We start from the raw sequence: 13,342 nt of genomic DNA, 5'->3' as shown, positions 1-13,342 counted from the left end.
TTTAATGGTAAAACTCCAGCCTTCCAAGCTGATGTCGTGGGTTCGATTCCCATCACCCGCTCCATATGTGGGCCTATAGCTCAGCTGGTTAGAGCGCACGCCTGATAAGCGTGAGGTCGATGGTTCGAGTCCATTTAGGCCCACCATTTTTGTATAAAGACTTTTATTCCGCAGTAGCTCAGTGGTAGAGACGAGCATCACTTCCATGAATAAACTGCGAGTTGTACACGCCGAGCCACTGCTTGCATTAGTTCGCTGAGGCGGGGACACAGTTACAAATATGGAGTATAGATTCACTTTTATTATTCCGCAGTAGCTCAGTGGTAGAGCTATCGGCTGTTAACCGATCGGTCGTAGGTTCGAGTCCTACCTGCGGAGCCATATGGGGAAGTACTCAAGAGGCTGAAGAGGCGCCCCTGCTAAGGGCGTAGGTCGGGTGACCGGCGCGAGGGTTCAAATCCCTCCTTCTCCGCCATTTATGGCCCCTTGGTCAAGCGGTTAAGACACCGCCCTTTCACGGCGGTAACACGGGTTCGAATCCCGTAGGGGTCATCTTTAAAAAAAGTGCTGTCGGCAATAAGCCGACAGCACTTTTTTTATGTTTTCATATAACCTCTGACTGAAATTCTATTCCGTTTTTTCATTATTCTATTGAACTAGTTAAATCGTAAATAACTCCGTTTTAAAGCACTTTCCTTCATGTATGCTATCTTCTTCCTAATGATCTCAATTTTTATCATACTTCAAAAAAATTTATGAAAAAGAGGTTATTCTTTCAAAAAATAGGGTAAATGTAAGAATACTACAAATATTCAAGTTGATCAGCTTCATTTATAACTTGGGTATCTCTTTTTAACTTCCTTCTTATAACATTCTACATATACTTTTTATTCAATGGATTATTCACTTCCTAGTCATACTTTTTCGAGTTTACTGGATGAATTTTAGCCTTTTTTGAAAGATAAATTGTCTGTTGCGGACGTATAGGGTGGAATTTTTGATAACGGTGGAGATTCCGCCGATTTTTTGTCTAAAAACCAAAGAATTTTTGTAAAGGAAATGACAGGCATTAAACGAATTATAGTTAAAAAGTAGAATATCCATTTCAAAGGGGATTTGGATGTATGTATGAAGCATGATAGAGACATGCTGCTCCTTTTGAATGGTAAAGACAAAGGCCTTCTAAAGCTTTTGGCTTTCTAATATAAGCATTTATGGGAGAACAAAGGGGTTCCAATCTTTCCAGAAAATATGCCGGGCAGTTGCGTGATAAGTCCTCGATGCAGAAGGGTTTTCATACTTCGCTAGGGCTTTTGTTTTTGTCCGGGAGAAGAGAGGAGCGGCTGAATGGCAAAGAAAAAATGCGTGGCGATGCTGCTGGCAGGCGGCCAGGGCAGCAGGTTGAAGATGTTGACTAGGAATATCGCCAAACCCGCAGTTCCGTTTGGCGGGAAATACAGAATTATTGATTTCACTTTAAGCAATTGCACAAACTCGGGTATTGATACTGTCGGAGTGCTAACCCAGTATCAGCCGATGCTGTTAAATTCCTATATTGGGATCGGGAGTGCTTGGGACCTTGACCGAAAGGATGGAGGAGTGACGGTCCTTCCACCTTTTAGTGAATCTTCGGAAGTAAAATGGTACACGGGGACAGCATGCGCTGTTTACCAGAACCTGAATTATCTAAAGCAATATGATCCAGAGTACGTTCTTATTTTATCAGGCGACCATATTTACAAGATGAACTATGAACATATGCTCCAGTATCATATTGAAAAAGGCGCCGATGCCAGTATTTCAGTGATTGAGGTCCCGTGGGCTGATGCAGGCCGGTTCGGCATTATGAATACCGGCCCAGATATGAGAATCACAGAATTCGAGGAAAAACCGGACGTTCCCAAAAGCAATCTCGCCTCAATGGGAATTTATATATTTAACTGGAATGTACTGAGAGAGTGCCTTGAAACGGATTATGCAAATGAGAATTCGAGCCATGATTTTGGCAAAGATGTCATTCCCCGCCTCGTAGCGGAAGGGAAGCAGCTTGTCGCCTACCCATTTTCGGGGTATTGGAAGGATGTCGGAACGGTCCAAAGCTTTTGGGAGGCAAATATGGATCTCCTGGATGATACATGCGGCCTGGATTTATTTGATAACAATTGGAGGATTTATTCAGTTAATCCCAACCAGCCGCCGCAGTTCATTTCAAGTGATGCATTGGTTGTTCAATCCTTGGTTAATGAGGGGTGCACGATTGAAGGGGATGTCGAACACTCTGTGCTTTTTCAGGGAGTAACCATTGAAATAGGAGCCGTGGTCAAGGATTCAGTCATTATGCCGGATGCTGTAATTGGAAAAAACACCTTTATCGAAAAGGCGATCGTTCCATGTGACCTTGAAGTTCCGGATGGAATGGTTATTCGCCCGGAAAACGGGGAGATTGTACTTGTCAATGAAGATATGATCCAACAGAAATATCTCGCTACTTAATGATAGAGAAGGAGGGACAAAAATGAAGAAACAACTCTTAGGAGTCATCGATGCCGCCACATACCACGATGACCTGCAAGAACTGCTGCTGCATAGGCCGGTGGCCGCCCTACCTTTTGCAGGAAGATACCGCCTGATTGACTTTGTCCTTTCCAGCATGGTGAACTCAGGAATCAGCAGTGTGGCGATTTTTCCAAAGTCCGGATACAGATCGTTAATGGACCACCTTGGTTCGGGGAAGAATTGGGACTTAAACAGAAAACGGGACGGGCTTTTCTTTTTTCCTGCTTCCCCATCGGATGCAGATAGGGAGTCGGGCATTGGCTGCTTCTCACACTATGCAGATAACCTTGATTTCTTTTACAGGAGTACACAGGAATACACTCTGATTTCGAACTCGAATACCGTTATTAATACAGATTTCAACCATCTTTTGGAGCAGCATATCGAATGCGGATGCGATTTGACCGAGGTATACAAACATGGGGAGTCCCTTGATATTTATCTGCTCAAGACCTCGCTTCTAATCGATTTGATTAAAAGCAGGGCCGAAACCGGGTATACGTGCATCAAGGATGTATTTGAAGACTTATCCTGCCCTTATTCAGTGTGCAGGTATGAATATGAAGGCTATGCCAAAAGGGTAGAATCAATCCAGAGCTATTTTAAGACGAGTATGGAACTGTTGGAAACCCGAATTTGGAATTCGCTGTTCAAAAAGCGCCAACCCGTCTATACAAAGGTTAAAGATGAGCCGCCATCCCGCTATTACCCGGAATCCTCTGTAAAAAGGAGTTTGGTCGCCAACGGCTGCCAGCTTAGGGGGAAAATTGAAAACAGCATTATTTCTAGGGGAGTGACAGTTGGAAAGGGAACCGTTATCAGAAACAGTGTAATTATGCAAAAATGCCAGATTGGCGAAGAGTGTATTCTTGACTCTGTCATCCTTGATAAGGATGTAAAGGTTGAGTCAGGAACCATCTTGATTGGGAATCCAGCCAAACCAATTGTTTATAGCAAGGGTAGCTTTATTGAACCGGGAGAAACTCCAGCAAGAACCCTTATGATTCTATAATAAAATGCCAGCTCCTTTAAACCGTAGGAGCTGGCATTTTTGTTTTACTCATCATTGTCTTTATCAATGTAGCTGTCTTTCTTGTTGTAATGGACGTCCCCCATTTGCGACTCCAACCCTTTCCTGTCCAGCAGTTCTTCCAATTCCTTCAGCTTTTCATGGTTCGGATTGAATTTCCGGTTTCCACCTTCGATGTCGTTGGAAACAAACTCCTCAATATCCTCTGTTGCCCCTTCCTCATTGATACCGTTCTTGTAAAGATCATCGTAGCTGTCGTAGTCTCCGACAAGATCCTGCGGTCCTTCCGAAGTGCCATACCGGGCTACTTCCTCAAACGAGTCATTTGTATCAATGATACCGCCGTCCCCTTTTCCCCGGAAAGAATTCGGAATAGAAGGAGTAAGAATATCCTCCTCAACCGGCCTGTCATTTGCAGCTGTCTGGTCCGGAGTATGATCCACGCAGTAAAGAGTGGAAGGGATGGCTTCAAGCCGTTCAAATGGAATGTCTTTGCCGCACTCCTTGCATACTCCATAAGAACCATCTTCAATGGCTTCCAGGGCCTCATTGACTTTTTCCAGCTGTGCACCGGCGTGGTCTTCGAGCGCGAAGTTTTTTTCCCTCTCAAAAAGTTCGGTACCGAGATCGGCCGGGTGATTGTCAATAGAGGAAAGCTCTCCGACTGTTTCGGTTTCTTCCTTGTCGCGGTCACCATAACCGTTTTTCATTTCCAGTTGATTAGTTAATGCTTTATTTTCTTCCTCCAGTAAATATTTCAGGGAATTTAATTGGTCTTTTGATAACATCAAGTCCACATCCGTTTCGTAGCATTTTAGCTTTATCTGTACTAAATTCCTTCCCTGTACGAGCTGTGATGAAACATAGGCTAAGGGAGGGAGGTTGCCCGATTAGAATCCATGAAAAAAGCTCCTGCTATGGCAGGAGCTAGATGAAGTAGCCTAAAAACAGGCCGATGGATAACAGGAATCCAAATATTGTGTTTGTCTGGGCAGTTGCTTTCATGGCGGGCATCATCTGGATCGGAACCCGGCCGGCCTTGAAACCTTTGATTGCCTTGACTGCTTTCGGAGCGCTCAAAATGACGATAGCCGTCCATGCTGATGCGATGCCGAGGCCAATCATTATTGCAACCAGGATATAGGCGGCAACGAACATGCCGGCAAGGAAGAGGATGGCGTTCTCTCTGCCAAGTAAAATGGCAAGTGTTTTCCTGCCGAATTCCTTGTCCCCGTCATGGTCACGGATGTTGTTCGCCATAAGGATGGCGCCAACGAGAATGGATACCGGAATGGAGACGAATACGCTCGTTGCCGATACGAATCCGGTCTGGATAAAGAATGAGATCAGGATGATAAGGCAGCCCATGAAAAATCCGGCAAACAGTTCCCCCAGCGGAGTATAGGCGATTGGGTAAGGGCCTCCTGTATATAGGTAGCCGGCAAGCATGGAGACGCCGCCAATCACTGCTATCCACCAGCTGCTTTCCATACAAATATAAATGCCAATCAGGATGGATATGCCGTATAGGATAAGGGCAAGCTGCATCACGGTCCTTGGTTTGATACCGTCCCGGACAATTGCGCCGCCGATGCCTATTGAGTGCTCGGTATCGAGGCCTCTTTTGAAATCGTAATACTCATTGAACATATTTGTAGCCGCCTGAATCAAAAGGCAGGCGACAAGCATTGCAAAAAAGAGCCCAAAGTCGATTCTCCCTACGTCAAGCGCAAGGGCTGTGCCGAGGAAAACCGGTACGAATGCCGCTGTCAGCGTATGGGGCCTTGTTAGCTGCCACCAGGCGCGGAAGCCGCGGTTCGATTCAGGTACATGGGATGTGCCAGTCTGTACTTGTGGCTGCATGATGTACACTCCCTAATTTTTATTTGTTACTTCAAATTTAGCATTCTATGAAAACTTGGCAAAAAACCATACCAAATTCAAGTGTATGGAATCGCCTGTCGCCTGTCAATCCTTTTTTCCTGAAATCTGGAAACAGTTCCAATAAAAAAGGTTCCCTTCCCTTTTTGGGAGACAAAGGTTAATTCCTGTAGTTTTTTAGGCATCGTTTGTCGAGGTTTGCGGCGGAATGCGATATAATAAGGAATGAAACTGGTTGATAGTGACAAGTGTTATTGACACTCCATTCAACGGAGAGTATCCTTAATGAGGTTTAAGTTGAATGGACAACAGCATTTGACGCTGTTTTGGAGGGAAATTTGTGGTTACCATTCATGAAACGGAACTGAAAGAAGCAATCCTTCTTGGAATAGGAAGAGCTCGGGAGCAGGGCAGGCCAATCCTGGTTAGCGAGGTCCAAAAGGCCGGTGCAATTGACCCTCTTTCCTTTTTCGATAGCGGAAGTGCAGATTTTTTTGGTGAGCGGTTTTACTGGAGGGACCCGGATGAAGGGTTTTATATTGCAGGTCTGGGCATTGCAGCGCAACTTAGCACTGGCCTGGCGGAAGGCCGGTTTACCTATATTGACAGGAACTGGAATGAGCTTATCCAGGATGGAATTATTGTTAATTCTTATAATAAAGCGGGATTGGGCCCTGTAATGTTCGGAGGTTTTTCCTTCGATCCTTTAAAGCCCAAAACTGTTCTTTGGTCAAAATATCCTGATGCCCTATTTCACATACCAAGGTTTATGTTGACCGTGGTGGATGGGGAAGCATATTTGACTACGAACGTTGTATGCTCGAAGCATGACGGCCTCTCTCTTTTTAATAAGGTTGCTGTTGAAAGGGAGGCGCTTGTTAAAAATCTCAAGGTCGAGCGCACTGAGCCGGAAGTAATCCTTAAGGAAGTTAAAGAAATCATGGCCGGTGACTGGAAGAATACCGTTACAGACGCGGTCGGGCAGCTTCAGAATGGCCCGCTCAAAAAAGTTGTGCTTGCAAGGGAATTACGCCTTTATTTCAATAAAGAAGTTGAAAGCACGGCAGTTCTGGAAAAACTGGAACAGGAGCAAAAGACCAGTTTTATTTTTTCTTTTGAATCAGGCGGGGACAGCTTTATCGGGGCTTCCCCGGAGCGGCTCATCAAAAAGCGCGGAAAATCGGTCCGTTCTGCGTGCCTTGCAGGTTCAATTCCACGAGGAAAAACTGCCGAAGAGGACAGCCTTCTTGGCAGCCTGTTATTATCAGATGAAAAAAACCTTGCGGAGCATCAGTATGTGGTCGATATGATCAGGGATGCCATGGAAGAAACCTGTAACCATGTTTCTATTCCCGATCAGCCAAAATTAATGAAAATAAGGGATATTCAACATTTATACACTCCTGTTGAAGGAACATCTAAAGATACATCCAGCCTTCTTGATATTGTGGAAAGGCTTCATCCAACCCCGGCGCTAGGAGGACTTCCAAAGGAAGCGGCAATTGAAAAAATTCGTGAAATTGAAGCTCTTGACCGGGGCTTTTACGCTGCACCGATCGGATGGATGGATTATGCAGGAAACGGTGAGTTTGCTGTGGCGATTCGCTCCGGGCTTATCCAGGGGAAGGAAGCCTCACTATTTGCCGGCTGCGGTGTTGTCGCGCATTCTGATGCGGAGAGTGAATATATTGAAACCGGGCTGAAGTTCAGGCCGATGCTTTCAGCTCTTGGAGGAAAAAATGAATGAACCATCAAAGTGCTTTGACAGCTTATATAGCAGCCTTTGTGGCTGAACTTGTTAATACAGGCATAAAGGATGTTGTTGTCAGTCCGGGATCCCGCTCGACGCCAATGGCGATGGTTATGGCCGAGCATCCGGGCTTGAATTTGCATATCCATGTTGATGAGCGGTCAGCCGCTTTTTTTGCGCTTGGGATTGCAAAGGCGAGCGGAAGGCCCGCTGTCATGTTGTGTACCTCAGGTACTGCCGCCGCGAATTATTTCCCGGCGATTGTTGAGGCCCGTTATTCACGCGTACCTCTTCTTGTGCTGACGGCGGACCGTCCCCATGAACTGAGGGATGTCGGCGCGCCGCAAGCAATCGACCAAATGGATTTGTACGGGAAGCATGTAAAATGGTTTGCGGAAATGGCATTGCCTGAAGAGGCTGTGGACATGCTCCGCTACGCGCGGATGGTTTGCGGAAGGGCGGCATCGATAGCGATTCAGGCCCCGGCTGGTCCGGTCCACCTGAATTTCCCATTTCGTGAGCCGCTTATTCCCAATCTGGAAAATGACCGCCTTTTTGAACTCGCTGAAAGGGCGGAGGGGTATGTTTCTGTCACACAGGGCAAAAGGGTTCTTGATGAGCAAGGATTTAAGCGGATTTCCTCGCTTCTCGGGAAAGTTGAAAGAGGCATTATTGTGTGCGGCCAGCTCGATAATAATGCTTTTTCCGCAAAAGTTGAAGCGCTGGCAGAGGCGATCGGCTTTCCTATCCTTGCCGATCCTCTATCCCAGTTGAGAAGCGGCAGCAATTCAGGTAAATGGGTTGTCGATGCATATGATTCTTTCCTTCGCTTTGAGGAGGCAAAACGCCAGATAAAGCCTGAAGTAATTATCCGCTTCGGCGCCATGCCTGTTTCGAAGGCACTGACGATTTTCCTTAAGGAAAATCGGGAGGCCAGGCAAATTGTTGTTGATGGAAGCGGAGGCTGGCTTGATCCGCATGCCCTATCCACTGAAATGATTTATTGTGATGAAGCCCTTTTTTGTGATGGTCTCCTTGAGAATATCAATAAGGTGCCACATACCAATTATGCGGATAAGTGGCAGATGCTGAATTCCAAGTCAAAGAAAGCTATGGATGCGGAAATGGACAGGGAAAAGCTGAATGAAAGCCTTGTTTACCGTGAACTTCCAGATTTGCTCCCTGACGGATCTTCCTTATTTGTGGGAAATAGCATGCCAATCCGTGACCTCGACAGCTTTTTCTGGCTGAATAGTAAACAGATAAACGTAATGGCAAACCGAGGGGCGAATGGCATTGATGGCGTTATCTCCACGGCGCTTGGAGCGTCGATTTATGCGAGCCCAATGTACCTAGTTCTTGGCGACCTGACGTTTTACCACGATTTGAATGGCCTGCTCCCTGCAAAATTGTATGATTTGAATCTAACAGTAATTCTAATCAACAATAATGGAGGCGGTATATTTTCATTTCTTCCACAATCAGGGCAATCGAGAAATTTCGAGCGCCTTTTCGGCACACCTCTTGACCTTGATTTTTCTCATGTGGTGGAAATGTACGGCGGCACATTTACTCGGGTCCATGATTGGACACACTTCAACGATGCGATTATTTCTGCAAAGGACAAGCCTGGACTGAAGGTTATCGAGGTTGTGACCAATCGGGAGGCAAATGCGGCTGAACATAGAAGAATTTGGTCAGCGGTTTCCCGGGAAATAAGCAAGCTCGAGGACGGAGTTCAATGAACCTGAAGGTGAATGGGGATGTCTACAATCTGGAAATTTGCGGGTACGGTGAACCGCTCCTGCTTCTCCACGGGTTTACAGGCAACGCGGGCACATGGAAGCCTTTTTGCGAGATACTGGGCCAACATTCATTGATGATTTGCCCGGACCTGCCCGGCCATGGCAAAACGGATTTCAATGGAGGGCATGAGCGCTTTAGTATAGAATCCACAGTCCATGGCCTGAAGGGTATAATTGATGAACTCAAGATCGGAAAAGTAAATCTCCTGGGCTATTCAATGGGCGGACGGCTTGCACTCGCATTTGCGCTAACCTATCCCGGCCGGGTGGGCAAATTGATTCTGGAAAGTTCATCACCTGGCCTTGCCAATGAGAAGGAGAGGCAGGTACGGCGCATGAAAGACAGTGAACTTGCCAACTTTATTTTAGAAGAAGGCACTGAGGCTTTTGTCGATTATTGGGAGAATATCCCGCTGTTCAAATCAATTCAGGCGATGCCTGATAAAGTAACAGATGCCATTAGAACTCAGCGAATGGAAAACTCACCGGAAGGGCTGGCCAAATCCTTGATCGGGATGGGGACTGGAGCCCAGCCGTCCTATTGGGACAGGCTTCCCGAATTAGAGGCGGATGTACTTCTTTTGGCGGGAGAGTTTGACGAAAAGTTCTGCGGGATTGCCGAAAAGATGGGCGCACTTATCAATTCGGCTTCGGTTGTTATAGTTGAAGATACGGGGCATGCAGTTCATGTGGAGAATCCGGAGAAATTTGGTACAATAGTAAGTGGGTTTTTGACAAATACATAAAGGGAGGTTTTATTTTTGACAGTAGAATGGGTTGCAGAACGCAAATACAATGAAATTTTATATGAAACATATAACGGCATAGCCAAAATCACCATTAACCGTCCAGAAGTGCACAATGCCTTTACTCCGAGAACGGTAACGGAAATGATTGATGCTTTTGCCTATGCAAGAGATGATTCAAATATCGGGGTTATCATCCTGACAGGTGCCGGAGAAAAGGCATTCTGTTCAGGCGGTGACCAGAAGGTACGCGGCCATGGCGGCTATGTTGGCGAAGACCAAATTCCGCGCTTGAACGTCCTTGACCTTCAACGGTTGATCCGGGTTATTCCAAAACCAGTTATCGCCATGGTAAAAGGCTATTCAATCGGCGGAGGAAATGTGCTCCAAGTCGTTTGCGACCTGACGATTGCAGCCGATAATGCGATTTTTGGCCAAACTGGCCCTAATGTCGGTAGCTTTGACGCGGGATACGGTTCCGGTTACCTGGCAAGAATCGTCGGGCACAAAAAGGCACGCGAAATCTGGTACCTGTGCCGCCAGTACAACGCCCAGGAGGCATTGGACATGGGTCTTGTCAACACAGTTGTGCCGCTTGACAAGGTTGAAGAAGAAACAATCAAATGGTGTGAAGAAATTCTTGAAAAGAGCCCAACAGCAATTCGCTTCCTGAAAGCCGCAATGAACGCGGATACGGACGGGCTTGCAGGCCTCCAACAATTTGCTGGGGATGCAACACTTCTTTACTATACAACAGAAGAAGCAAAGGAAGGCCGTGACTCATTTAAAGAGAAGCGCAAGCCAGACTTTGGCCAGTTCCCTCGTTTCCCATAAACCGGGAAAATATATTCTAGGCGGATTCGCCGATCATTTAACATTCTGCAGCTTGATGGGCACGCCCATCAGGCTGTTTTGCTATAGAAGGTGAAAAGAATGGCAAATACATTACCCCATTTTTTAAAAAAACGCGCTTTCCTGACCCCGGACCGGGCTGCTATCAGCTACGGGCCTGAAACACTGACGTTCGGGGAGCTTTATCGCCGAAGTATGGCTGTCGCTGAACAAATGGCCGTCATAGGAATCAGGAATGGGAGCTATACAGGCATCCTTGTAAGAAACAGCCTTGACACTGCAGTTTTGTTATTCGCGCTCCAGCTATGCGGGGCACCCGCCGTCATGCTGAACAACCGGCTGTCGACCACTGAACTCTCCTTTCAGCTTAAAGATGCCCAAGCGGGATTCCTGGTTTACGATGAAGCCTTCAAAGAAAAGGCAGAAAGTTCGGCAACAGGCCTGCCTAGTACCAAATGTGTTTCATTGGAAGAACTTCGGGCAACTGAACGTGGTGAAATAATTGTTCCAGACGAAGTGCCGCTCGAAAGTGTCTGTACGGTAATGTATACGTCCGGCACGACGGGCAGCCCGAAAGGCGTTCTCCAAACGTATGGGAACCATTTCTGGAGCGCTTCGGGTTCTGCCTTGAATCTTGGCCTTTCCACGGAAGATACATGGTTATGTACCGTTCCGCTTTTTCATATTAGCGGCTATTCCATCCTGATGAGGTGCATCATTTATGGGATGCATATTATCATCCACAGCCATTTTGACGAGGAAAAGGTTATTGAGGAGATTCAGTCGAAGCAGGTGACAATCATGTCTGTCGTCGGGACAACTCTATCAAGGGTACTCGAAATGCTTGGAGAAAAGCGCCTGCCTGAAACGTTCCGATGCATGCTACTCGGAGGCGGGCCAGCCCCGCTGCCTTTGTTGGAAGCGTGCAGGGAGAAGGGGATTCCGGTCTATCAGACATACGGCATGACCGAAACAGCGTCACAGTCTGTAACTCTTTCCCCGGAATACAGCCTCACAAAATTGGGGTCTGCCGGAAAGCCTTTATTCCCGGTATCAATGAAGATCCAAATGCCTGATGGAACCGATGCATCAATCGGTGAAGCTGGTGAAATTCTGCTGAAGGGGCCAAATGTCACGCCTGGGTATTTGAATAGACCCGAGGAAACAGCTGAAAAAATCATTGATGGCTGGCTGCATACAGGGGACATCGGCCGCCTCGACGAAGACGGTTTCCTTTATGTCCTTGACCGGCGCTCCGACCTGATTATTTCCGGAGGAGAAAACATCTATCCCGCTGAAATTGAAAGCGTCCTTCTTTCCCATCCAGGGGTCCGGGATGTTGGCGTTGCCGGAATGCCGGATAGCAAGTGGGGACAGGCACCAGCCGCTTTTATTGTTCCAAAGGGGCTAAATGCACCATCCGTTGAAGAGCTTCGCCTCTTTTGTGTTGAGCGGCTCGCGAAATACAAGGTGCCAAGGAATTTCTACTTTACATCCGAGCTGCCAAGAAATGCTTCAAACAAATTAATGCGCAGGAAACTGCCTGAATTGATTGGAGAAATGGATCAATGAATCTTTCTTCCATACATGCAAGTATCATCTCCATGCCTTTGAAGCAGCCTTTCCATACCCACCTTGGGACGGTAGAGGAAAGGGAAAGCATTATTGTTGAAGCGGTTGATGAGGATGGCAACAGGGGCTTCGGGGAAGGTGTCGCATTCTCGTCCCCCTGGTATACTGAGGAAACAGTAGGCACTTGCTGGCATGTAATGACGGAATTTCTGATTCCTCTTTTAAAAAGAAATCCGGTTTCCCATCCCAAGGATGCATCCTTGCTGTTCGGAGGAATTCGCCGCAACCATATGGCAAAATCCGCAATTGAACTGGCACTTTGGGACTTGTACGCGAAACAAAAACAGGTATCGCTAGCAAGGCTTATCGGCGGTGAGGCAGACCGGATTCCATCCGGTGTCGTCGTTGCTTCAAAGGATGAAGGCCAGGCACTTGAACAAACAGCCATGTATGTGGAGGAAGGCTATCAGCGGATCAAGGTAAAGATAAGCCCTGCAAATGATTATCGGCTCCTTTCAAGGATTCGCAAAGCTTTTCCAGACTTGCCAATCATGGCCGACGCCAATTCAGCCTATACGCTGAACGACGCGGACAAGCTGAAAGCGCTCGATGAACTCGGCCTGCTGATGATTGAGCAGCCGCTTGCCCATAATGACTTCCTAGAGCATGCAAAGCTGCAGACGAAGCTTACAACCGCCATTTGCCTTGATGAAAGCATCAACTCCTTTACAGATGCGGTTATGGCTGTGGAGCTTGGAAGCTGCAGGATTGTTTCGATTAAGGCAGGAAAAGTAGGCGGCCTGCAAGAGGCAATCCGGATCCATAATTTTTGCAAGGACAGAGGAATCCCGGTGTGGTGCGGGGGCATGATTGAATTTGGGGTGTCGCGGGCGCATAACATCGCACTTGCATCGCTGCCAGGGTTCACAATTCCAGGCGATATTTCATCGTCCTCCCGTTTTTGGGAGGAGGATATCATTGCGCCGGGAGTTTTAGTGGAAAACGGCTGGATCACCGTTCCTAAAAGTCCCGGAATCGGATTTGAAGTAAATCGAAGCCGCCTTGAGCAAATATCAACAAAGAGAAAGGCCTTCCGTTTTTGAGTCCGTGAAATAAAAGTTCTGAAAATTAAAAGTTGCGATATTTTTTA

Annotated in this window: 10 protein-coding genes and 4 tRNA genes; 12 read left to right on the top strand and 2 right to left on the bottom strand. The window is 46.9% G+C overall.

Going from position 1 to position 13,342, the window contains the following annotated elements; all coding sequences use genetic code 11:
- The first annotated feature begins 69 nt into the window (after positions 1-69).
- The 6 genes from AR337_RS08150 to AR337_RS08120 all read left to right on the top strand — a co-directional run bounded on the left by AR337_RS08150 (position 70) and on the right by AR337_RS08120 (position 3,568).
- A tRNA-Ile gene (locus AR337_RS08150) sits at positions 70-146 on the top strand.
- Positions 147-306: 160 nt separating this feature from the next.
- Positions 307-381: transfer RNA gene (locus AR337_RS08145), tRNA-Asn, on the top strand.
- 3 nt (positions 382-384) lie between these two features.
- A tRNA-Ser gene (locus AR337_RS08140) sits at positions 385-475 on the top strand.
- Between the two features lie 5 nt (positions 476-480).
- Positions 481-552: transfer RNA gene (locus AR337_RS08135), tRNA-Glu, on the top strand.
- Positions 553-1,347: 795 nt separating this feature from the next.
- Positions 1,348-2,493, top strand: a complete 1,146-nt coding sequence (locus AR337_RS08125; protein ID WP_059171497.1) for a glucose-1-phosphate adenylyltransferase — start codon at positions 1,348-1,350, stop codon at positions 2,491-2,493.
- Between the two features lie 22 nt (positions 2,494-2,515).
- The gene (locus AR337_RS08120) at positions 2,516-3,568 is read left to right on the top strand and encodes a sugar phosphate nucleotidyltransferase (RefSeq protein WP_059171496.1); all 1,053 of its coding nucleotides are present in this window, start codon (positions 2,516-2,518) and stop codon (positions 3,566-3,568) included.
- Between the two features lie 44 nt (positions 3,569-3,612).
- Here the strand turns inward: AR337_RS08120 and AR337_RS08115 are convergent, their stop codons facing one another.
- Together AR337_RS08115 and AR337_RS08110 are read right to left on the bottom strand one after the other, a co-directional pair.
- Positions 3,613-4,374, bottom strand: a complete 762-nt coding sequence (locus AR337_RS08115; RefSeq protein ID WP_059171495.1) for a TraR/DksA C4-type zinc finger protein — start codon at positions 4,372-4,374, stop codon at positions 3,613-3,615.
- A 139-nt stretch (positions 4,375-4,513) separates the two neighbouring features.
- Positions 4,514-5,449 carry a 1,4-dihydroxy-2-naphthoate polyprenyltransferase gene (locus AR337_RS08110; protein WP_059171494.1) on the bottom strand — a complete coding sequence of 312 codons (936 nt, stop codon included), beginning with the start codon at positions 5,447-5,449 and terminating at the stop codon, positions 4,514-4,516.
- A 358-nt stretch (positions 5,450-5,807) separates the two neighbouring features.
- Between AR337_RS08110 and AR337_RS08105 the strand changes: the two genes are divergently transcribed.
- From AR337_RS08105 to menC, 6 genes are all read left to right on the top strand, one after another.
- Complete coding sequence (locus AR337_RS08105; protein ID WP_059171493.1) at positions 5,808-7,214, top strand: isochorismate synthase MenF; 1,407 nt, start codon at positions 5,808-5,810, stop codon at positions 7,212-7,214.
- Entirely contained in the window at positions 7,211-8,962 is a 1,752-nt protein-coding gene (gene menD / locus AR337_RS08100) for a 2-succinyl-5-enolpyruvyl-6-hydroxy-3-cyclohexene-1-carboxylic-acid synthase (RefSeq protein WP_059171492.1), read from the top strand. Before AR337_RS08105 ends, menD begins: the two co-directional genes overlap by 4 nt.
- Positions 8,959-9,768, top strand: coding sequence for a 2-succinyl-6-hydroxy-2,4-cyclohexadiene-1-carboxylate synthase (menH, locus tag AR337_RS08095; RefSeq protein ID WP_172797521.1), 810 nt, complete (start codon positions 8,959-8,961; stop codon positions 9,766-9,768). Before menD ends, menH begins: the two co-directional genes overlap by 4 nt.
- A 15-nt stretch (positions 9,769-9,783) precedes the next feature.
- Positions 9,784-10,602: a 1,4-dihydroxy-2-naphthoyl-CoA synthase gene (menB, locus tag AR337_RS08090; RefSeq protein WP_059171491.1), complete on the top strand. Its 819-nt coding sequence runs from the start codon at positions 9,784-9,786 to the stop codon at positions 10,600-10,602.
- A 99-nt stretch (positions 10,603-10,701) separates the two neighbouring features.
- Positions 10,702-12,192: an o-succinylbenzoate--CoA ligase gene (locus tag AR337_RS08085; protein ID WP_059171490.1), complete on the top strand. Its 1,491-nt coding sequence runs from the start codon at positions 10,702-10,704 to the stop codon at positions 12,190-12,192.
- On the top strand, positions 12,189-13,295 hold the full coding sequence (menC, locus tag AR337_RS08080; protein WP_059171489.1) for an o-succinylbenzoate synthase: 1,107 nt from the start codon (positions 12,189-12,191) through the stop codon (positions 13,293-13,295). Before AR337_RS08085 ends, menC begins: the two co-directional genes overlap by 4 nt.
- The last annotated feature ends 47 nt before the right edge of the window (positions 13,296-13,342 follow it).

This window comes from Bacillus sp. FJAT-27445 (assembly GCF_001510665.1).
Classification (GTDB): Bacteria; Bacillota; Bacilli; order Bacillales; family Cytobacillaceae; genus Bacillus_D.
The sequence above is the reverse complement of the archived record's forward strand: the minus strand, read 5'-3'. Positions and strand labels throughout refer to the sequence as shown.

Coding starts and splice junctions, on each gene's coding strand:
- AR337_RS08125 (WP_059171497.1), top strand. CDS start 1,348: ATGGCAAAGAAAAAATGCGTGGCGATGCTGCTGGCAGGCGGCCAGGGC.
- AR337_RS08085 (WP_059171490.1), top strand. CDS start 10,702: ATGGCAAATACATTACCCCATTTTTTAAAAAAACGCGCTTTCCTGACC.
- menH (WP_172797521.1), top strand. CDS start 8,959: ATGAACCTGAAGGTGAATGGGGATGTCTACAATCTGGAAATTTGCGGG.
- AR337_RS08110 (WP_059171494.1), bottom strand. CDS start 5,449: ATGCAGCCACAAGTACAGACTGGCACATCCCATGTACCTGAATCGAAC.
- AR337_RS08115 (WP_059171495.1), bottom strand. CDS start 4,374: ATGTTATCAAAAGACCAATTAAATTCCCTGAAATATTTACTGGAGGAA.
- menC (WP_059171489.1), top strand. CDS start 12,189: ATGAATCTTTCTTCCATACATGCAAGTATCATCTCCATGCCTTTGAAG.
- AR337_RS08120 (WP_059171496.1), top strand. CDS start 2,516: ATGAAGAAACAACTCTTAGGAGTCATCGATGCCGCCACATACCACGAT.
- menD (WP_059171492.1), top strand. CDS start 7,211: ATGAACCATCAAAGTGCTTTGACAGCTTATATAGCAGCCTTTGTGGCT.